The sequence below is a fragment of the Streptomyces zinciresistens K42 genome (assembly GCF_000225525.1).
Lineage (GTDB): Bacteria > Actinomycetota > Actinomycetes > Streptomycetales > Streptomycetaceae > Streptomyces > Streptomyces zinciresistens.
In genome coordinates this window covers 13,429-32,687 of record NZ_AGBF01000061.1, presented here as the reverse complement: position 1 = coordinate 32,687, position 19,259 = coordinate 13,429, and the positions used below count along the sequence as shown (strand labels likewise).

Below are 19,259 nucleotides of genomic sequence, written 5' to 3'. Positions count from 1 at the left end.
CATGCGCGGCCCGTGGACCCGCCCCGCCCGGCACACCCGGCACACCCGGCACCCGGCCCGCGGCCCCCGCGCCCCGCCGCCTCAGCGGGCGACCGCCTCCCACAGGCTCCACACGCCCAGCGCCAGCATCACCAGCGCGGCCACCTTCGTGACCAGTTGCAGCGGCACCCTGCGCATCAGCGCCTTGCCGCCGAGAATGCCCATCGCCGCCACGGTCCAGAGCGCGAGCACGGCTCCCAGCCCGACGGAGAGCGGATCGCCGTAGCGCGCCGCGAGGTTCGCCGTCATGATCTGCGTCAGGTCGGCGAACTCGGCGACCAGGATGAGCATGAACCCGGCCCGGGACACCTTCCAGAACGACTGGTTCTCCGGCTTGCGGATCTCCTCCTCGTTCTCGTCCCGCTTCATCAGCAGCACGGCCGCCCCGCCCAGGAAGAGCACCCCGGTCAGCGCCTGCACGATCTGCCGCGGGAGCAGCGTGAGCACGCTGCCCGCCGCGACGGCGAGCGCGACGTGGAGGGCGAACGCGGCGGCGACGCCGACGAAGACGTACGAGGCCCGGTAGCGCGTGCCGAGGACGAGCCCGGCGAGCGCGGTCTTGTCGGGCAGTTCGGCGAGGAGGATCACGCCGAAGACGACGGCCGTCACGCTGAAACTGATCAAGGTTCCTCAATCGGTCGGGGCGGGTGGGCACTGCCGACCGAGCCACTCCCCCGCCGCGCCTCCAGATTACGCGACACCCCCGGGCCGCCGGCCGGGCGCTTCACCTGGAGATCCCCACATTTGCGGCGAGAAAGTCACACCCGCGACCTTGTCATGTCATGGACGCGTCACTAGCTTCTCACCCATCACACATCTCCCCGCAACGCGGCGCGACGAGCATCAGCACGCTCGTACGCCGACACCCCCACCCCTCAAGGGAGTTCGCATGTCGAAGTTCTACGCGCGTCGACGGGTCAGCCTGGTCGCGGCCCTCACCGGTGTCATGGCCTCCGTCGCGGTCCTCGCCGCCCCGACCGCCTCCGCCGCGCTCCCCACGCCCGTCAGCGGCGCCACGGCCCGCGGCTACCTCGCCCAGCTCACCGTGGCGACCGAGGACCGCACCGGCTACAACCGCGACCTGTTCCCGACGTGGATCACCCAGTCCGGCTCCTGCAACACCCGTGAGGCGGTCCTCAAGCGCGACGGCACGAACGTCGTCACCGACTCCTCCTGCGCCGCCACCAGCGGAAGCTGGTACTCCCCCTACGACGGCGCCACCTGGCCGGCCGCCTCCGACGTGGACATCGACCACCTCGTCCCGCTGGCCGAGGCGTGGGACTCCGGCGCCGACGCCTGGACCACCGCGCGCCGCCAGTCCTTCGCCAACGACATGACGCGCCCGCAGCTCCTCGCCGTCACCGACAACGTGAACCAGTCCAAGGGCGACCAGGACCCGGCCCAGTGGATGCCCTCGCGCACGGCCTACCGCTGCACCTACGTCCGCGCCTGGGTCCAGGTGAAGTACTACTACGGCCTCTCGGTCGACTCGGCGGAGAAGTCGGCCCTCACGAACTACCTCGCGAGCTGCTGAGCCCCACGGCCGGCCGGGCGGTCTTCGGCAAACCGTGACCTGCGGAACCTCCCCATTCCGCTCCGCCGTTCCGTACCGTACGGGGCGAGGACCTGGAGGGCGTGTTTCGAAAGGAGCGTCGTCCGCCCGCCGGGCGGGCGGGACTTTCGAAACACGACCTGCGTGAGCCGCGGGCGCGGGACGGCCCGGCGGCGAGCCGACCGAGGAGGAGGGCGGGCGACGACCGTGCCGGAACTGCGCCTGGGGCCACTGCTGAGGTACGCCGACGGCTCGTCCGCGACCGTGTGGGTCGAGACGAGCCGTCCGTGCACCGCCGAGGTACGGGCGGCGGACGGCTCCGGCGGCACGTCCCGCACCTTCCAGATCGCCGGGCACCACTACGCGCTGGTGCCGGTGACCGGTCTGACGCCGGGGACGACCACGCCGTACGAGGTCCTCCTCGACGGCAGCCCGGTGTGGCCGCCGCCCGACTCGCCCTTCCCGCCCTCCGCCGTGCGCACCCCCGCCGAGGGCGACACCGTCCGCCTCGCCTTCGGCTCCTGCCGCTGGGCGGCCCCGCCGGACGGCGAGAAGGACCCCGTCGGACCGGACGCGCTCGACACGCTGGCCGCGCGGCTGGCGGCCGCCCCGGACGGGGAGCGCCCGGACGTCCTGGTGCTGCTCGGCGACCAGGTGTACGCCGACGAGGTCTCCGGGGCGACCCGGCGCTGGCTGGCCGCCCGGCGCGATCTGGCCGAGCCGCCGGGGGCCGAGGTCGCGGACTACGAGGAGTACACCCGGCTGTACTACGAGTCCTGGCTGGACCCCGAGGTCCGCTGGCTGCTGTCCACCGTCCCCAGCTGCATGATCTTCGACGACCACGACGTCATCGACGACTGGAACACCTCCGCGGCCTGGCTCGCCGACATGCGGGCCACCCCGTGGTGGCGCGAGCGGCTGCTGAGCGGGCTGATGTCGTACTGGGTCCACCAGCACCTCGGGAACCTCTCCCCGGCCGAACTGGCCGCCGACCCGCTCTACGCCGCCGTACGCGCCGCGCCCGACGGCACCGATCTGCTGCGCTCCTTCGCCGGCGGAGCCGACGCCGACCCCGCCTCGGTGCGCTGGAGCTACCGGCGCGACTTCGGGCGGGTGCGGCTGCTGATGGTGGACACGCGGGCCGCGCGGGTCCTTGAGGAGGGCGCGCGCTCGATGCTCGACGCCGGTGCGGCGCGGTGGCTGCGCGAGCAGGCGCTGGACGCCCCCGGCAGCTGCGACCACCTCCTCATCGGCACCTCCCTGCCGTGGCTGCTGCCTCATCTGGTGCACGACGCCGAGGCGTGGAACGCCGCGCTGTGCCGGGGCGAACGAGGCGAGCGCTGGGCGCGGTTCGGCGAGAGAATGCGGCGGGGGGCCGACCTGGAGCACTGGGCGGCCTTCCCGGAGTCCTTCGAGGCGCTGGCGGACCTGATCGCGGAGGCGGGGTCCGGGCAGGCGGCGCCCGCGACGGTGTGCGTCCTGTCGGGGGACGTGCACCACGCGTACGTGGCCGAGCCGTCCTGGCCCGCCGGGCGCGGACCGGACGCCCGCGTCTACCAGCTGACCTGCTCGCCCGTGCACAACGCCATCCCCCTCGCGATCCGCCTGGGCTTCCGCTTCGGCTGGAGCGGGGCGGCCCGGGTGCTGGGGCGGCGGTTCGCGGGCCACGGCGGCGCCACCCGCGCCACGATCGACTGGCGCCGTACGGGCGGCCCCTGGTTCGGCAACCAGCTCATGACCCTGACGGTGCGGGGGCGTTCGGCCCGGCTCCGGCTGGAGCAGGCACGGCAGCCGGGCGAGGCGCCCGCCCGTCTCCTGACGGTGATGGAGTCCGACCTCACGCCCTGACCCACCGCGGACACCTCCCCCCGCGGACGCCCGCACCTTCCCGGGCCCGTGCCGCGGGTGCGACGTCCCGGCGCGTCCGAACTCGCCCGTTAATCCCCCCGTTCCGCCCGCTAGTGACCGTCGTGGCATGTGATGCTCGTGATGCATCCCACACTCGGCGCCCCCCGGGCCCGGTTCCCCCCACTCCCGACGGCATGATGAGCCGGACCGTCCGCTTCTCTCCGACGTCTCGCTCCAATGCGCCCCACACGCCCGGGAGTCACCCCCTTGACCGCACCGTCCCCCGCACCGACCCCGGACACCGCCACGGTCTCCGTAGCCCTGGTCGGCGCCGGCCCCCGCGGCACCGGCGTCCTTGAACGCCTGTGCGCCTCGGCCCCCGAACTCCTGCCGCCCGGCTGCCGGCTCACGGTCCATGTGATCGACCCGGCCCCGCCCGGCGCGGGCCAGGTGTGGCGGACGGCCCAGTCGCCCGAGCTGCTGATGAACACGGTGGCCTGCCAGGTCACGCTGTTCACCGACGACAGCGTGGACTGCTCGGGCCCGATCCGGCCCGGCCCCAGCCTGTACACCTGGGCGGCCGGCACGCTGGGCCCCGACGAGTACCCGACCCGGGCCCACTACGGCCGCTATCTGGAGTGGGTGTTCGCGAAGGCCGTGCGCGAGGCGCCGCCCGCCGTCCGGGTCGAGATCCACGCGGCGCGCGCGGTACGGCTCGACGACGCCCCCGGGGACCGGCAGAGCCTCGCCCTGGACGACGGCCGCGTGCTGGACGGACTGTCCGCCGTGGTCCTGGCCCAGGGGCACCTGCCCACCGCCGACGACGCCGCCGGACGCCGGCTCGCCGCCCACGCGGGGCGGCACGGCCTGCGCTACGTGCCGCCCGCGAACCCGGCCGACGTCGACCTGTCCGCCGTACGGCCGGGCGAACCGGTGCTGTTGCGCGGGCTGGGGCTCAACTTCTTCGACCACATGGCCCTGTTGACCACCGGCCGGGGCGGCCGCTTCGTCCGGGACGCCGGGGCCCTGCGCTATCTGCCCTCCGGCAACGAGCCGCGCCTGTACGCCGGTTCGCGGCGCGGCATCCCGTACCAGGCACGCGGCGACAACGCCAAGGGCCCCTACGGCCGGCACCTCCCGCTCGTCCTGACACCCGAGGTGGTCTCCGGCTTCCGCAAGCGCGCCGACTCGGGCGAGGCACCGGACTTCCTCGCCGAGATATGGCCGCTCGTGGCGAAGGAGGTGGAGACGGTCTACTACGCGGCGCTGATACCCGGCGCGCACCGGGCGGGGTTCCGCGAGCGCTTCCTCGCCGTCGCGCACCGCGACCCCCGGGAGGCCGCGCTGCTCGACGAGTTCGGCGTCGCGCACGCCGCGCGCTGGAGCTGGGACCGCGTCGCACGGCCGTACGCGGGACGGGACTTCACCGGGGCCGGGCAGTGGCGCGCGTGGCTGCTGGCGTATCTGCGCGAGGACGCGGCCGAGGCGGCCCGGGGCAATGTGGACGGCCCGCTGAAGGCGGCCCTGGACGTCCTGCGGGACCTGCGCAACGAGTTGCGGCTGATCGTCGACCACGGCGGGCTCGCCGGCGCCTCGCGCCGCGACCACCTGGACCGCTGGTACACCCCGCTCAACGCCTTCCTCTCCATCGGCCCGCCCCGCCGGCGCGTGGAGGAGCTGGTGGCGCTGATGGAGGCGGGCGTGGTGGAGATTCCGGGACCGCGTCTGGAGGTCCGCGGGGAGCCCGGTGCGTGGGTGGCGCACTCCCCCGAGGTGCCGGGCCCGGAGGTCCGCGCGACGACCCTGGTGGAGGCCCGGCTGCCCGAGCCGGACCTGCGCCGTACGGCCGACGCGCTGCTGGCGCGGCTGCTGCGGACGGGGCAGTGCCGCCCGCATCTGGTGGACGGCTACGAGACCGGCGGACTGGACGTGACGGCCCGGCCGTATCACCTGATCGACCGTCAGGGACGGGCGCACGCACGGCGGTTCGCGTTCGGCGTGCCCACGGAGGGCGTGCACTGGGTGACGGCCGCGGGAGCCAGGCCCGGTGTGGACTCGGTCACACTCTCGGACGCGGACGCGGTGGCGCGGGCGGCGCTGCGAGCGGCGGCCACGGGGGTGCGGGGGACAGCTGAGGCGCCGCCCCGGCCGCACGGCGAACTCGCACGGGTGGACTAGGGCCACCTGTCCCGGCGTAAGGGTCGGGGCTCGTCACCAGGTGGGGGCCGCCGCGGCCCGCCGGAAGGACCCGGTCCGTTCGGTACGGGCGCGGTCCGGCGGGCCCGGACGGGTGGCCCGCCGCCGTCGCGCGCGGCGGCGGGCCGGAGACCGGCGGTGGCCGCCCGGCGGTCCGCCCCCGCACGGGCGGCGACACCGGGCCGAACACACGAGCCCCCGATGACCCTTCCGTCACACCCCGGGCGTACGCTGTATGGCTGTCACAGGCCGCACTCCTGCCGCTCCCTCGCGTCGTCGCGGCACGGTCCGGTCACGGGGGTACAGCGGGGAGTCACGGTGTTCGGGAGCCTGGAGGGCATGGGGTCGCTGACGGCGGTGCCATGGATCTACGTGGTGGTGGCCCTGTCGGTCCTGCTGGACGTGTTCGTCCCGGTCCTGCCCAGCGGCGTCCTGGTCATCACGGCGGCCACGGCGGCCGCCGCGGGCTCGGGTGCCGCGACCGGCAGTGTCCCCGACGACGTACCGGACATCGTCGCGCTGACGCTCTGCGCGGCGACCGCCTCCGTCCTCGGCGACCTGGTCGCCTACCGGCTCGCCTGGCGCGGCGGCCCCCGGCTCGACCGGGCCCTCGCCCGCTCCCGCCACCTCGCGGCGGCGCAGGAACGTCTCGGCTCGGCCCTGGCGCGCGGCGGCGGCGCCCTGGTCGTCCTCGCCCGCTTCGCCCCCGCCGGCCGCTCGGTGGTCTCCTTCGGCGCCGGCGCGAGCCGCCGCAGCCCCCGCGACTTCCTGCCCTGGTCGGCGCTGGCCGGTCTCGCCTGGGCCGTCTACAGCGTGGCCCTCGGCTACTTCGGCGCCCAGTGGCTGGGCGCGACCTGGCTGGCGACGGCCGTGTCGGTGGCGGCCCTGTTCGCCGCCGGCGCCGCGGCCACGTTCCTGATGCGCCGCCGGCCGGCGTAACCGCGGCGGATCGGCCGCGGAGCGCGTACGCGCCGCGCACACCTCCTCACCCTGAGTGGCCGGACGGGTCCGCGACGGGCACGATGGAGCCGCAAAGGGATGGAAACCGGCACAGAGCGATCCGGCGTGCACGCGGTCACCGCCACGGAGAGGCCCGCCTCGGCGGCCGACACGACCGGCGACCCGGCGACCGCGGGCCGACACGACCGGGCGACCGGGCGACCGGGGCCGCCGTACCGGCTCCCCCGTCCCGCCGCCGCGAAGAAGGGACTCCACCGGCATGAGCGTCCGCGCGCCGCAGGCGACGAGAGCACCCCGACGGCCCCGTGTCCCGAGCGCGCCGGCCGCGCTGCTCCTCGCGGCCGTGAGCGCGCTGGCGCTCACGGCCTGCGGCGGGGGTGACGGCGGCGACGGCGCCTCCGCCCGTCCGACGCCGACACCCCCCGACACGGCCTCCTTCTCCGGTACGCCCGCCACGGCCCTGTCCTCCCTGGAGGCGTCCGCCCGCGAGCGCGCCTCCGCGGCGGCCTCCTCCGCCTCCGCGCGCGCCTCCGAGTTCGAGGCGTCGGTGTCGGCGGAGGTCACCCGCGCGAGCGAGGCCGCGCAGCGCGAACTCGACGGCGTGAACGGGCGCGGCAACGCCACGGCCGACGTCTCGCTCACCGGCAAGCCGCGCTCCGAGACGGGGGGCCTGCTCGCCGTCGTCGTGAACATCACCAACAGCACGGACCGGACCGCCTCCTACGCCGTGCAGGTCGACTTCCGCGACCCCGACGGCAAGGTGGCCGAGACGCGGTTCGTGGGCGCGGAGGACCTGAAGGCGGGCGAGCGGGCCCAGCCGCTCGCCATCAGCCGCAAGCCGGCCGAGCCGCGCCTGACGGCCGAGGTCGCCAAGGCACAGCGGTACTGACACCGCGGCCGCCCCCGGACGCGGCCCGCCGCAAGGCCCTGCCGGAGCGGGCGGGCCGGCGGGCGGCCGAAGGGCGGCTAGCCGGCCTGGCGGACGGCCTGTCCCCGGACCTCCAGTCCGCCGAGCAGATCGGCCGTGGCCTGCGCGATCTGGTCGACGGCACGGTCGAACACCTCGCGGTTGTGCGCGGCGGGGGCCCGGAAGCCGGAGACCTTGCGGACGTACTGGAGGGCGGCGGCCCGGATGTCCTCCTCCGTCGCCTCCTCGGGCAGGACGGGCGGGCGGAGCGTCTTGATGCTTCGGCACATGCGTCCAGTCTCCCCCTCCCGAGCCTCACCCGTTCGCAGGAACCCCGGGCAACCTCCCCGAGGCACTCGCCACCCAAAATCGAACAGGCGTACCATTGCGGCGTGGCTACGCCCTATGACTTTCCGAGTGACCTGCTCGCCGGTCAGGAGGAGCTGCACCAGGTCCGGGCCGAGCTGTCGGCCCTGCTGAGGCGGCTTCCCTGGTCGGTCGTGCCCCTGGACGGCTTCAGCGACGACCACGGCTGGCGCAAGGTCGAGCGCCCCGCCTCCCCCGGCTGGACGGAGGACGAACAGGCCGAGGTCGAGAAGCTCCGCCGCCGCGAACACGAACTGGCGGTGTTCGTCAGCGGCCACCGCTTCTGGTCCGAGGTCACCGCCCCGGACCGCGTCGGGGCCCGCACCCGCCTGAAGCACACCCGCGATCCGCACCCCGACGGCACGGCCTGACCCGCCGCCCCCCAGCACCACCAGACCCCTGGTACGGCACCGTCCGCGGTATCTCCGTCCTGCTGGACGTGATGCGCATGGCGGCTTGGGGGTGGCTGTGGATCGCGGCCGGTGTGGTCGCCAGCGGCTTCGCACTCGTCCGTCCCGGTAGAGACCTTCCGGGCGTGTTCGCGGCGACGGCGCCGCCGCTGCTGTGGGCCCTGGCCTGCGCACTCGGCACGGCGACCGGCGCCCCTCGGGGGGCCCGATCGCCCCTTGGGCGTCGCACGCGCTCGCCGTCGCGATCATCGCCTGCCTGACCCGGCCGAGGGTCATCGTCCCGAGGGTGTCGCCGCGTGGAGCCGAGTAGCTGTTTGTAAGCACTTCTTTGGGCTCCACTGCACGGAACGGAAGTGGCTCCAGGGCGTAAGAAGTTGATCTGGCTCCACTCCGCGTAGCGATGCGTGGATCCTGGACGTTGGATAGGGTCCGGCGGGAGGTGCGGGGATGAGTTTCCGGTTGGCGGCGTACGCCGTGTGTATCGAGGACGGACGGGTGCTGCTCGCCCGTCATGTACCACCGGAGGGCGCGAGCAACTGGACTCTTCCGGGCGGGCGGGTCGAGCACGGGGAGGATCCGTTCGATGCGGTGATCCGGGAGGTCGCCGAGGAGACCGGCTGCACCGCGGTGGTGGATCGCTTGTTGGGAGTGGACTCACGGGTGATCCCTGCGGCCACCGCTCGTGCGGGAGTCGAACATCAGAACGTCGGAATCTTCTATCAAGTCCGTATCACTGGCGGCCGGCTCCGGCCTGAGCCGAACGGCGAAATCGCCGAGTCGGTCTGGACTCCGGTTTCCGATGCCGCTGGCCTGCGACGGTCATCGCTGGTCGACATCGGCCTCGCCCTGGCGCAGGCTCTTCCCGCAACCGGCCACGTCGCTCCTGTCCCGGTCGGCGGCCTGATCCAGCACTGAGGCATTGCCAACATCTGCCCGGACTGCTCGCCGCGCGCGACAACCGTTGAACTGTGGCCCCCTTCCGCCTGCGGGCGGAAGGGGGCCAGTCCGTCGTGTCTGGGGTCACCGCGCGTGAAGCGCTCGCCTAGCACGGTTGATCACGTTCTGCGCGTCGACCCCGCACACCGCCGAGTCGCTGAGCGTGGACCAGACGTGCAGGTAGGTCGCCACCGAGTCCGCGTCATCCAGCCACATCTCGGCGTGCCAGTCCTCAACGACGACCCGCCGCTCGTCGTAGACCCAGAACCCATTACCGGGGTAGATCTTGAGGGGCGCCGCGAAGGGGACGACGCCCAGGTCCAGAGTGTCCAGGCCGACGAGACCGACCAGGCGATCGAGCTGTGCGGCGAGGACCGAGGGCGGGCAGACGAGGGCGTACAGGGCCCCTTCCCACATCATGATGCGGTACTTCCGGCCTGGCTCGGACAGGCCCTGTTGGCGGAGGATGCGGGCCCGCACGGCGTCCTCAGTGTCCCGTGGTGACTGCATGAGGTTCGCGTGTCGGGTGAGGACGTGGCGGGCGTAGTCGGCGGTCTGGAGCATGCCGGGGATGAGGACGTTTTCCCAGATGGTGAGTACCCGCGTGCGGTCGTGCTCGGTGGTGATGGCGTCTTGGACGGGCTTGTGTCCCGACGACAGTTGTCGGCGCCAGGAGCGGATGTGGGACTCGAAGCCGCGTAGCTGAGCCAGGAGACCGTCGTAGGCGTTTGGATGCCCGGTGGCGTCAGCCCAAGCCCGTAGCTCCTCGGCGTCGGCGGTCTGCCGGCCGTTTTCGAGTTTGCTCACTTTCGACTTGGTCCAGCCGGCGCCGAGGCTTTCGGCGAGCTGGGCTCCGGTGAGCCGACCCTCAGGGCACGTCAGCCTGAGTTCCCGAAGGCGTAGCCCCAGGGCTATGCGCGCCTGCTGATAGTCGGTGCTCACCAGACCTCACGTCACGTCTCGTCGACCTTGAACTCCTCGTACGGGACTGCATAGTGCCAGGCGGCATCCCTGGCTTGGCAGTAGCGGTTCACGGCAGCCGGTTCGGTGATGAGCTCGGCGCCGGTGAGGTTGTCGGCCTCGTCGAAGAGCAGACGCGCGACGAGGCGGGAGTCGAACAGCCAGAAGTCCTCGTCGGGAAGATGCAGGCGATTAGCCTCGGAGCGCCCGAGGTTGCGGATGTCCTCGCCCACGGCGCAGTTCCGTACAGCGTTGCTCCTCAGGTACATCTGAGCTGGCGTGGCGGGGCTGTCGACCAGGCGCACGCGCTCGAATCTCTTGCCCTGCTCGGTCTGTGCCCGGACGTTGCGGCACCAGGAGTCGTCGTAGTCCCACTCGATGGGCCGCCCGGCTGCGAACTGCTGCCACTCGGGGGTTGCTTCGTCGCTGGCGTAGCGACGGCGGGTCTCCAGGCGCCAGGCCGTGTGCTTGAACGTCGCGAAGAGGCGGTCGAACTCGTCCTCGGCGTCGATCAGTGTGGGTGTCTCGTCGCGCGGCCCGAAGTCGATCAGGGTGTTGCGTGGCACGATGATGGCCACCTCGCCCTCGTCGAGGTGCTGGAGCTGGGCGACGTCGGACTGGTCGGCAACGGGCGGGCCGTGCACGATCACCTCACCTGTGTCGAGGTCCTCGTGGATGCCTGGGCATCCACCTCCGCCTGAGCCTGTGCCGTTGAACCGGAGTCGTCGCATCGTGGTCCCCTCCCGTTGGCGTTGCGGTGTGGGACCAGCCTCCCCGAGACCAACGCCTCAGACACGCTGTCCAGGCAACCCATGTGGGAAACATCGAGCAACTCTGCAACGCGCTCAAGAAACATCGCGAAACCTAGGCTGCGGTGAGCAACTCTGCGCGCTTACCGTCCCCTTCATGGTCAAAGTCAGCGCGCAAGAGGTCGACCCGTTCGCGGCTCTGGAATCACTGAGGTCGTCCTTGGACCAGGCAGGGATCGTCTTCCCCTCTCTCAGGGTTGATCCGCAGATGGAGCAGCTCATCGAGCTGGGGCGCGTCCGCGTGGACGTGGCCCTGAAACTGGCTGACGCACTCCGCCGGGAGGAGCAGGCGACATGACGACCGCGCGGGGCATCACAGGCCACGGTGCGCTTGCCGGGCTCGCGTTACCCGGACTTGGCGGACTGTCCGAGGACCAGGTTCGTGGGCGGTGCTGTGTGTGGGGCGCGGACGAGCGGCTGACGGCCGAGACCGCCGTCGACCTCGGCCCGCGCACCACTCACAGGGCGGGCTACCCAGTGACGTGGTACCCCCGGGGATGCCATGCCCACGTGCACAGGGCTGCCCTCCGGGCGCTGCATGAGCACGCGCCGTACTGCGAGCAGTGCGTGGACGACGCGTCCGGTTGCCCGACGGGGGTCGCGCTGCGGCGGCTGATGAGGGAGCACCGGGAAGCACGTCCGGCGTAGGGCGGTGCGCCGGCTACGGAGAGCCGCGGCCGCCCCTGTCACCCCCGTCGGGGCGGCCGCTCACCGTACGAGCTCGGCGAGCTCGACACCGATCGCGTCGGCGATGCGGATCAAGGTGTCGAGGAGGGGTGAGGCGTGGCCGTTCTCGATGCGGCTGTAGGTGGCGACGTCGATCCCGGTTCGCTCGCACAGCTGGCGCTGGGACAGATCGTGGTCCTCGCGGACGCGCCGGATCTGCTGGCCCTGCGGTGATCTGGCATATGCCGCAGGGCTACGTGTGCGTTGATGTAATCGAACGCGTGTTCACTCGCATGGGGACTGACAGGCCGACCGATCGGCTGTTGGATACACCAAAAGCCCCTGCTTCAACAAACCGTGTCGGGCCGTCTGACGAGGTGCCCCCCTCGACGGCCCGGCACCGGGGGCGGCTCCTGCGCCCTGGCCAGCACGTAGGCGCGGGAGCCGCCTGCCGCCCCTCCTGCCGCCGACCTGCGGAAATCCCTTGATCATCTGGGAGGATTTTGGGAGCCAACGCCCCGCAGTGAGGGTGTAGTTAGAGTGCGTGAAGCGGTAGTCAAAGCGTCCGCCCGGAGCGCCGTCGATGACGGACACTGCGGCCGGACCAGCACGTCTGCACCTCGCTACCTGGTGGGCGCGGACGGTTTCGAACCGCCGACATCCTGCTTGTAAGGCAGGCGCTCTACCCCTGAGCTACGCACCCGAGAACGAACCGACAGCCTACATCGTCCCGGCGCCGCCTCGGCAAACCGATATGCGGACACCGCCGCGCCCCCGCGGGTGACGGAAAACCCGTGCGGCGAACGGTGAACTGACCGGCCCGTGTGTTCGTCCTCAACCGGTGGGAGAATGAGACAGGCAGGGCGAATCACAGCACGGGAGAGGGATGTGACGGCGACACCACCGCAGCGGAAATCGCCGTCGCAGCCGCGCCCCTCCGCGCCGCGGGGCCCGTCCCGCGCCGCACGCGCCCTCGCGGGCACCCTGGCCCTTGCCGCCGCCCTTCCCGTGGCCGCCGTCCTGGCCCTGCCCGGCGCGTTCGCCGGCGGCGGCACCCGGCGCTGGTTCGGCGGCCGCGCGGAGAGCCAGCGGGCCGAGGCGCAGGCCGCCAAGGACGCCGCGGCGGCCGCGTTCTACGAGCTGGACACCGCCCAGCGGGATCTTCGCATCTCGATCGAGACGATCACGGCGGTCGACGACTCCCCCGCCGCCCGCCGGGCGATCACCGGCTTCGAGGCGCTGGGGCGGCGCATCGACGAGGTCAGCCACCAGTACATCCAGGCCGTGGACGCGCACGATCTGGACCGCGACGACCTGGAGGCCGCGGCGGCCGCCCAGGCGCGGACGGAGCTGACGCGGGCCAAGGCCGAGCTGGAGCGGGTCAAGCGCGACCTGGACCGGTTCGAGGAGGGGCTGGGGCCGCTGCTGGGCAAGGCGGAGACCCGGCTCGCCCGGCTCGCCCCGGCCGTCGAGCGCGCCCGGCAGGGCCTGCTGGCCGCGTCGAACGCGCTGGACGCCGTACGGGCCTCGGGGCTCGGGGCGGACGACCTGGCGGCGCGGCTCGCGGCCCTCGCGCCGGAGCTGACCAGGCTGAACCAGGGCGCCGGGCAGCACGGCGTGCCGCAGACGCTGGAGCGGGCCGAGCGGGTCGCCCGGGAGGCGGGCGCGGTCCGGGCGGAGGCGGAGCGGCTGCCGGAGACGGCGGCGGAGATCGACCACCGGCTGGTGTCGCTGCGCACCCGCGCGCAGGCGCTCACCACCCGTGCCGGGCAGGTGGAGCCGGTGCTGAGCGAGTTGCGGCGGCGCTTCACGGCGGCCTGCTGGCAGGACCTGCAAGGGGTGCCGGAGGGCGCCGCGGAGCACGTACGGCAGGCGGAGGCCAGGCTCGCCGAGGCGCGGGCGGCGCGCGAGGAGCAGCGCTGGCCGGACGCGACGGCGCTGCTGTCGACGGTGCGGGCCCTGCTGAACGCCACGGACGAGTCGGTGTCGGCCGCGGGCGACCGGCTGGGGCGGCTGAACGCCGTGCAGAAGGATCCGCGGGCGGAGATCGACCGCACGCGCTTCGCGATCCGCGACGCCCAGCGGCTGGCGATGGCGGGACGCAACACGCCGGACCCGAGGGACGCGCGTCCGCTGGACGACGCGGTGGCGCGGCTGGAGCGGGCCGTCGGCACCCTGGAGGGCCGGCACCCGGACTACTGGCACTTCCTGACGGAGACGGAGGAGGTGCGCCGGGCGGTGTCCGGGGTCGTCGCGCGGATCCGCGAGGAGCGCGGCGGCGGGCAGTGAGCCCGCCCCGTCCGGCGGTGGCGGAGAGGCGGGCCCTGCGGGAGCGTCAGGTGCGGTACGCGTAGTACGCCGCGGTGGGGTAGGACGCGATGATGCTCGCCAGCGAACGCCGGTAGGTGTTCGTGGAGTGGTACGTCAGGTACGGCATCCCCTGCGGGCTGCGGTAGCTGACGATCATCGTGTGGTCCTTGGACCCGTCCTTGTTGAAGTCGAGCTGGAGGACGTCGCCGACCTCCAGCTGGTAGGCGTTGGCGAGGCTGGTGGTGCGCTTGGAGTTCTGCGCGAACCAGGACCACTCGTTGACGCCGACGAACGAGTACGACTGGATGTCGGAGTTGCCGAACCACCGGGTGTAGTCGTAGACGTAGCCGGGGACGTGCTTCCAGCCGCCGGCCTTGAGGGACTGGCTGACGAAGTTGGTGCAGTCGCCGCCCGCGCCCTGGCCGCTGAAGTCCGGGTAGTCCTTGTTGTAGTTGCTCCAGTACTTCTCGGCGTACGCGGCCATGGCGTTGTAGTCGTACGTGCCGCCGGTCAGCTGCTTGGGCTTGCGCGTGGCGGGGTAGGTCGTCGCGGCGCGCGGGGCCGAGGGCATGGTGTCGTCGACGCTGGGCGCCTTGACCGTGGGCTGCTTGGAGAGCGTGTTCACGGTGAGGCCCTGGTCGGTGTCGCGGACACCGGTGAGCTGCCAGTTGCCGCGCCGGTCGGCGCGGAAGGTGAGCTCGTGCTGCGCCTGGAACTTGGTGCTCGCGGGCTGGTCGCCGCGGACCTTGGCGTAGGTCAGCGTGGTGGTCTCGGTGACCGCGGCCTTGGCGGTGCGGCCCTTGACGCGCGTCGCGTCGAGGGTGACCTTGGTGCCGGCCTTGCTGTAGCGCTCGCCGAGTTCGGCGAGGCGGTCCTTGCGGCTGCCGAGGGTGTCCAGGCCGGCGTCCTGGGTGCGGGCCATGGCGGAGGACACCCGGACGTCGCCGGTGAAGTCCTTCGAGAGGGCCTTGCCCTTCTTGCCCTTGCCGCCCTGGACCAGCGCGTTGGTGCGCTCGGTGAACAGTTCGTCGGCCAGCTTCTGGAAGGTGGCCTTGGTGCGTGCGTCGACCGTCGGGTCGTCGGTGACGGACGCGCCCGCGCTCCAGTTGGGGAGCAGGGCCGCTCCGGCGGCGACCGAGACGGCGGCCGCGCCCAGTATGGAGGCGCGTCGGCGCGTGCGGCTCAGTTTTCTTGATCTCACTGGGATTCTCCTTGACCCCGGAGTGGTCTAATCCGGGGACGGAATCCTTACATGTTCTCCTCAAACAGCAAGAGGCCGGGGTCCCTTGTCACTTCACCGCGGCCGCTACTTCACCACGGTCGACCAGTCGGGCGACTGGGCCGGGTCGAGGTTGCGCAGCCGGTCGAGCGTCTCGGGCTTCTGGACGTCCATCCAGTCGGCGAGTTCCCTGAAGGACACGCACTTGACGCCCTTCTTGGTGCAGACGTTCTTGATCATCTGGTCGACGGCCTTCATGTAGATGCCGCCGTTCCACTGCTCGAAGTGGTTGCCGATGAACATCGGCGCCCTGCTGCCGTAGTAGACGCGGTTGAAGCCGGCCATGTAGGTGTCGAGGGTCTCCTGCTGCCACTGGGACCACTTGGCCGGGTCGCCGTCGGTCTTGCCCTCGGACTGGTTGTAGAGGAAGTTGAAGTCCATGGACAGGCCCTGGAAGTCACGGCCCTTGTAGGGGAGCATCTGGAGCGGGAAGTCCCATATGCCCGCCTTCTTGCGCGGCCATATCTGGAAGTCGCCGGTGGAGCTGGCGTCGTAGCGCCAGTTGTAGTCCTTGGCGGCCTTCAGCAGGTTCTCCTGGCCCTCCAGGCAGGGTGCGCGGCCTCCGACGACCTCCTTGCGGAAGTCGAAGGGCAGGGGCGCCAGATCGGTGTTGCCGGTGTTGGTCTTCCACTTGGTGGCGAACGAGTAGAACTGGTCGATCTCGCTCTTCCACTGCTGGACGCTCCAGTCGCCGCCGCCCTTGGCCCCGCAGAAGTGCCCGTTGAAGTGGGTGCCGATCTCGTTGCCCTCCTTCCACGCCTTGCCGAGCTGGTCCAGGGTCGTGCGGATGTGCTCGTCCGTGGGGTAGCTGATGGCGGCCGAACCCTGGGGATTCATGGGCGGGTTGTAGAGGTTCTTCTTGTCCTTGGGCAGCAGGTAGATCCCGGTGAGGAAGAACGTCATGCGGGCGTCGTACTGCTGCGCCATCTTGCGGTAGTGCGAGAAGAGCTGGTCGCTGCCCTGGAGGGCGCCGTCCCACGAGAACACCACGAACTGGGGCGGTTTCTCACCGGACTTGAGCGGCACGGGCTTGAGCCGCTGCCGCTGGGGCCCGGTGTACGAGGTGGAGCCGTCACCGATGACCTTGGTCTTGCCGTCCCACTCGGGTTCGCCGCTCGGCCCCCCGCCGCGCGCGCCGTCCTGCGGCCCGGAGGACGCGGTCGGGGCGGTGTCGCCGGCGCCGTTGAGGGCCAGGTAGCCGGCGACGAGCGAGGCGACGACGAGGAGGGCGGCCAGGGTCAGCTTTCCCGGCGGCGGATTGCGGCGGGGTTCGCGGGGTCGGCGGCGGCGACCGGACGGTGACTTCATGCGCGGCTCATTCTGCGAGGGGAGGTCAGGGGATCAGGAAGACCGGTCCACAGGTCGGTCGAGGCCCAGGGCACCGGACCAGATCGCGTACGGGACGCTGTCGGTCCGGGTGCCGGCGAGACCCTTCAGGGGCAGTGGTTCGAGGCTCTTGGCCAGATCGATGCGGTAGGCCACGACGGCGGTCGAGACCTCGGAGACGGTGCCTGTGTACCAGGACGCGGTGTCGTCCTGGGTGGTGCCGCGTTTCCCGGCCGCCTGCGGGGCGCTGTCCGCGGCGGCCGGGTCGGCCAGCCGCAGGGAGTCCCGCAGCGCGGACTGGACCTGCTCGGCGACCTGCGGGGACATCGCGCGGCGCCGGTCGGGCCGCTCCAGGGCCACCTTGGAGCCGTTGCGGGTGATCCGGGAGACGGAGTACGGCTCGACGTGGTTGCCCTCGGCGGCGAAGGTGGCGTATCCGCTGGCCATGCGGATGGCGCTGGGGGTGGCGCTGCCCAGCGACATCGCGGGCACCTGCGGCCCGAAGCTGGAGGAGAGCAGCCCGGCGGCCAGCGCGGTCTTGCGCACCTTGTCCAGTCCGGTGTCCATGCCGAGCTGCATGAACGGCGTGTTCACCGACTGGGCGAGCGCCTGGTGCAGGCTGATCTGGCCGTAGTCCTTCTTGCCGTCGTTGGGCACGGCGACCCGTTTGCCGCCGCGGTCCCAGTACGGCCCCTCGGGCGTGGTGACCGGGATGCCGCTGTCGCCGTTGTAGAGGGTCTGCGGGGTGACCGGGGTGACCGGGCCGTCGCGGGTGGTGCGCACGCCGTTCTGGAGCGCCGCGGCGTACACGAAGGGCGTGAAGGCCGAGCCGGCGGGCACGGTGGTGGCGTTGGACTCGTTGTAGCCCTGCTTGCGGTGGTCGGCGCCGCCGTAGACGGCGAGGATGCGGCCGTCGGTGGCCACGGAGGCGGCGCCGTAGTGGGCGGCCTTGGCGCGGGCGGGGTCGTCCTTCACCGACTTGGTGCGGGCCTTGGTGACGGCGGCGGTCAGCGCGTTCTCCCGCTCGCGGTCGAAGGTCGTGTAGATCTGGTAGCCGCCGAGGTCGAACTCCTTGTCGGGGATGCCCGCGGACTTCTTCGCGTACTGCGCCGCGAGTTCCACCAGGTAGTCGCTCTGCTTGCCGGTGTCGTTGCTGACGGCCTGCTTCAGCGGCTCGGGGAACTTCCGGTACTTCGCCCGCTCCGAGGCCGGCAGCTTGCCCAGGTCGACCATGCGGTCGAGGATCCAGGACCAGCGCTCCACGGCCCGCTCGCGGTTGGCCTTGCTCAGCGCGGGGTCGTACAGGCCCGCGCCCTTGAGGAGGGAGGCGAGGAACGCGGCCTCGCTGGCGTTGAGTTCGCGCACGTCCTTGCCGTAGTAGGCCTGCGCGGCGCGCTGCATGCCGTAGGTGCCGCGGCCGAACCAGCTGGTGTTGAGATAGCCCTCCAGGATGTCGTCCTTGCTCATCCGGTTGTCGAGCTTGAGGGCGAGCATCGCCTCGGTGAACTTGCGGCTGACCGAGCGGTCCTGGCTGAGGTAGACGTTCTTCACGTACTGCTGGGTGATCGTGGAGCCGCCCTGGGTGTCGCCCTCGCCGAAGGTGCGCCACACGGCGCGGGTGAGTCCGCTCAGGGATATGCCGGGGTCGCTGTAGAAGCTCGCGTTCTCGGCGGCGAGGACGGCCCAGCGGACGTCCTCGGGTATGTCCTTCAGGGGCATGTTCTGCCGCCGTACCCAGCCGGTGCGGGCCATGGGGGTGCCGTCCGACCAGAAGTAGACGTTGTCCTGCTGGGTGGCGTACGAGTTGAGGTTGTCGGGGATGTCGGTGGCGGCGTAGGACACGCCGAGGAAGACGGTGCTCAGTCCGAAGCACGTCAGGACGGCTCCGGCGCCCTGCCGCCAGGTGGGCACCCAGCGGCGCCAGCCCTCGCGGCCGGGCCGGGGGTAGTCCGGGCGCATGCGCCGAAGCCAGGGCGTGAGGAAGGCCGCCCAGGCGGCGAGGCGGGCCGTCAGGGGGGCGGCGAGGACCTTGGCGCGGGCGAGGAGGGACGGGCGCGGTGCTCTGCGGCTGCGGCCCTCCGCGCGGGCGTCGCCCTTGGCGCCCTCGCCCGTGCGGCTCTCGGCGGCGGCGATCTCGGCCCGTACCGGGTCCAGGTCGGCGGTCCGCAGCTGCATGGTCTCGTCCGCCGGGGGCGGGGGGACCTTCAACTGCATGGTCTCGTCCGGCTCCGGCCCTTCCTGCCCAGCCCTGGTCATGGCCGCGCCCCCTCCCCGCTGTCCGTCGTGCACGCGGGATCGGCGGTCCGCCCTGGTCCGCGGCGGCGTGCTCTCTGTTTCCCGGCCTTACGGCTCCACGTGTCCGTCGAAAATATCAGCGCACTTTTCAATTCCTCCACACCGGTACCGAGCAGCGTCGGTCACATACGGCCGCAGAGGGGTGTGTATCCGGTCACGCCGACTAGTCTTCCGTCCATGCCTCGCTACGAGTACCGCTGCCGCGAATGCGGCGACACCTTCGAACTGAACCGCCCGATGGCGCAGTCGTCCGCCCCGGCGAGCTGCCCGGCCGGACACGACGACACGGTCAAGCTCCTGTCGGCCGTGGCCGTCGGCGGCACCGCCTCCGCGCCCGCCGCGCCCTCGGCGGGCGGCGGCGGGGGCGGAGGCTGCTGCGGCGGCGGCCGCTGCGGCTGAC

At 72.2% G+C, this 19,259-nt stretch carries 18 protein-coding genes and 1 tRNA gene; 10 read left to right on the top strand and 9 right to left on the bottom strand.

Annotation, left to right across the window (positions count from 1 at the left end; genetic code table 11):
* Positions 1-81: 81 nt before the first annotated feature.
* Entirely contained in the window at positions 82-663 is a 582-nt protein-coding gene (locus SZN_RS18530) for a TMEM165/GDT1 family protein (protein WP_043731589.1), read from the bottom strand.
* Positions 664-928: 265 nt separating this feature from the next.
* Between SZN_RS18530 and SZN_RS18525 the strand changes: the two genes are divergently transcribed.
* The 5 genes from SZN_RS18525 (at position 929) to SZN_RS18505 (ending at position 7,484) form a co-directional block, all read left to right on the top strand.
* Positions 929-1,573 (top strand): HNH endonuclease family protein, encoded by a 645-nt coding sequence (locus SZN_RS18525; protein WP_007497243.1) that lies wholly within the window; start codon positions 929-931, stop codon positions 1,571-1,573.
* 225 nt (positions 1,574-1,798) lie between these two features.
* Positions 1,799-3,439 carry an alkaline phosphatase D family protein gene (locus SZN_RS18520; protein ID WP_007497242.1) on the top strand — a complete coding sequence of 547 codons (1,641 nt, stop codon included), beginning with the start codon at positions 1,799-1,801 and terminating at the stop codon, positions 3,437-3,439.
* 237 nt (positions 3,440-3,676) lie between these two features.
* Positions 3,677-5,617, top strand: coding sequence for an FAD/NAD(P)-binding protein (locus SZN_RS18515; RefSeq protein ID WP_050815084.1), 1,941 nt, complete (start codon positions 3,677-3,679; stop codon positions 5,615-5,617).
* 357 nt (positions 5,618-5,974) lie between these two features.
* Positions 5,975-6,574 carry a DedA family protein gene (locus SZN_RS18510; protein WP_007497240.1) on the top strand — a complete coding sequence of 200 codons (600 nt, stop codon included), beginning with the start codon at positions 5,975-5,977 and terminating at the stop codon, positions 6,572-6,574.
* Positions 6,575-6,854: 280 nt separating this feature from the next.
* Positions 6,855-7,484, top strand: a complete 630-nt coding sequence (locus tag SZN_RS18505) for a hypothetical protein (RefSeq protein WP_007497239.1) — start codon at positions 6,855-6,857, stop codon at positions 7,482-7,484.
* A 77-nt stretch (positions 7,485-7,561) separates the two neighbouring features.
* On the opposite strand, the gene SZN_RS18500 is transcribed toward SZN_RS18505, so the two are convergent.
* The gene (locus SZN_RS18500) at positions 7,562-7,792 is read right to left on the bottom strand and encodes a DUF2277 domain-containing protein (protein WP_007497236.1); all 231 of its coding nucleotides are present in this window, start codon (positions 7,790-7,792) and stop codon (positions 7,562-7,564) included.
* 102 nt (positions 7,793-7,894) lie between these two features.
* Between SZN_RS18500 and SZN_RS18495 the strand changes: the two genes are divergently transcribed.
* Positions 7,895-8,239, top strand: coding sequence for a hypothetical protein (locus SZN_RS18495; RefSeq protein WP_007497235.1), 345 nt, complete (start codon positions 7,895-7,897; stop codon positions 8,237-8,239).
* Between the two features lie 486 nt (positions 8,240-8,725).
* A complete protein-coding gene (locus SZN_RS18490) occupies positions 8,726-9,193 on the top strand; it encodes an NUDIX hydrolase (protein ID WP_007497232.1) in 468 nt (155 codons plus the stop codon).
* 105 nt (positions 9,194-9,298) lie between these two features.
* Here the strand turns inward: SZN_RS18490 and SZN_RS18485 are convergent, their stop codons facing one another.
* Complete coding sequence (locus tag SZN_RS18485; RefSeq protein WP_007497230.1) at positions 9,299-10,156, bottom strand: helix-turn-helix domain-containing protein; 858 nt, start codon at positions 10,154-10,156, stop codon at positions 9,299-9,301.
* 11 nt (positions 10,157-10,167) lie between these two features.
* Positions 10,168-10,905 carry a DUF6879 family protein gene (locus SZN_RS18480; RefSeq protein ID WP_043731585.1) on the bottom strand — a complete coding sequence of 246 codons (738 nt, stop codon included), beginning with the start codon at positions 10,903-10,905 and terminating at the stop codon, positions 10,168-10,170.
* A 175-nt stretch (positions 10,906-11,080) separates the two neighbouring features.
* Here SZN_RS18480 and SZN_RS18475 point away from each other — a divergent pair, with 175 nt between their 5' ends.
* On the top strand, positions 11,081-11,281 hold the full coding sequence (locus SZN_RS18475; RefSeq protein WP_007497226.1) for a hypothetical protein: 201 nt from the start codon (positions 11,081-11,083) through the stop codon (positions 11,279-11,281).
* A 410-nt stretch (positions 11,282-11,691) separates the two neighbouring features.
* On the opposite strand, the gene SZN_RS38790 is transcribed toward SZN_RS18475, so the two are convergent.
* Both SZN_RS38790 and SZN_RS18460 read right to left on the bottom strand, forming a co-directional pair.
* On the bottom strand, positions 11,692-11,838 hold the full coding sequence (locus tag SZN_RS38790; RefSeq protein WP_244313384.1) for a helix-turn-helix domain-containing protein: 147 nt from the start codon (positions 11,836-11,838) through the stop codon (positions 11,692-11,694).
* A 439-nt stretch (positions 11,839-12,277) separates the two neighbouring features.
* Positions 12,278-12,352 (bottom strand) — tRNA-Val (locus SZN_RS18460).
* Between the two features lie 185 nt (positions 12,353-12,537).
* Between SZN_RS18460 and SZN_RS37690 the strand changes: the two genes are divergently transcribed.
* Entirely contained in the window at positions 12,538-13,938 is a 1,401-nt protein-coding gene (locus tag SZN_RS37690) for a hypothetical protein (protein WP_007497220.1), read from the top strand.
* Positions 13,939-13,984: 46 nt separating this feature from the next.
* Here the strand turns inward: SZN_RS37690 and SZN_RS18455 are convergent, their stop codons facing one another.
* From SZN_RS18455 to SZN_RS18445, 3 genes are all read right to left on the bottom strand, one after another.
* A complete protein-coding gene (locus SZN_RS18455) occupies positions 13,985-15,160 on the bottom strand; it encodes an amidase domain-containing protein (RefSeq protein ID WP_007497219.1) in 1,176 nt (391 codons plus the stop codon).
* A 105-nt stretch (positions 15,161-15,265) separates the two neighbouring features.
* A complete protein-coding gene (locus SZN_RS18450; RefSeq protein WP_007497217.1) occupies positions 15,266-16,546 on the bottom strand; it encodes a polysaccharide deacetylase family protein in 1,281 nt (426 codons plus the stop codon).
* Between the two features lie 33 nt (positions 16,547-16,579).
* Positions 16,580-18,820 (bottom strand): transglycosylase domain-containing protein, encoded by a 2,241-nt coding sequence (locus tag SZN_RS18445; RefSeq protein ID WP_007497215.1) that lies wholly within the window; start codon positions 18,818-18,820, stop codon positions 16,580-16,582.
* Between the two features lie 216 nt (positions 18,821-19,036).
* On the opposite strand from SZN_RS18445, the gene SZN_RS18440 reads away from it, so the two are divergent.
* Entirely contained in the window at positions 19,037-19,258 is a 222-nt protein-coding gene (locus SZN_RS18440) for an FmdB family zinc ribbon protein (RefSeq protein ID WP_007497213.1), read from the top strand.
* Position 19,259 lies beyond the last annotated feature (1 nt).

Coding starts and splice junctions, on each gene's coding strand:
- SZN_RS18510 (WP_007497240.1), top strand. CDS start 5,975: ATGGGGTCGCTGACGGCGGTGCCATGGATCTACGTGGTGGTGGCCCTG.
- SZN_RS18480 (WP_043731585.1), bottom strand. CDS start 10,905: ATGCGACGACTCCGGTTCAACGGCACAGGCTCAGGCGGAGGTGGATGC.
- SZN_RS18515 (WP_050815084.1), top strand. CDS start 3,677: ATGCGCCCCACACGCCCGGGAGTCACCCCCTTGACCGCACCGTCCCCC.
- SZN_RS18445 (WP_007497215.1), bottom strand. CDS start 18,820: ATGACCAGGGCTGGGCAGGAAGGGCCGGAGCCGGACGAGACCATGCAG.
- SZN_RS18505 (WP_007497239.1), top strand. CDS start 6,855: ATGAGCGTCCGCGCGCCGCAGGCGACGAGAGCACCCCGACGGCCCCGT.
- SZN_RS18525 (WP_007497243.1), top strand. CDS start 929: ATGTCGAAGTTCTACGCGCGTCGACGGGTCAGCCTGGTCGCGGCCCTC.
- SZN_RS18440 (WP_007497213.1), top strand. CDS start 19,037: ATGCCTCGCTACGAGTACCGCTGCCGCGAATGCGGCGACACCTTCGAA.
- SZN_RS18500 (WP_007497236.1), bottom strand. CDS start 7,792: ATGTGCCGAAGCATCAAGACGCTCCGCCCGCCCGTCCTGCCCGAGGAG.
- SZN_RS18490 (WP_007497232.1), top strand. CDS start 8,726: ATGAGTTTCCGGTTGGCGGCGTACGCCGTGTGTATCGAGGACGGACGG.
- SZN_RS18450 (WP_007497217.1), bottom strand. CDS start 16,546: ATGAAGTCACCGTCCGGTCGCCGCCGCCGACCCCGCGAACCCCGCCGC.
- SZN_RS18475 (WP_007497226.1), top strand. CDS start 11,081: ATGGTCAAAGTCAGCGCGCAAGAGGTCGACCCGTTCGCGGCTCTGGAA.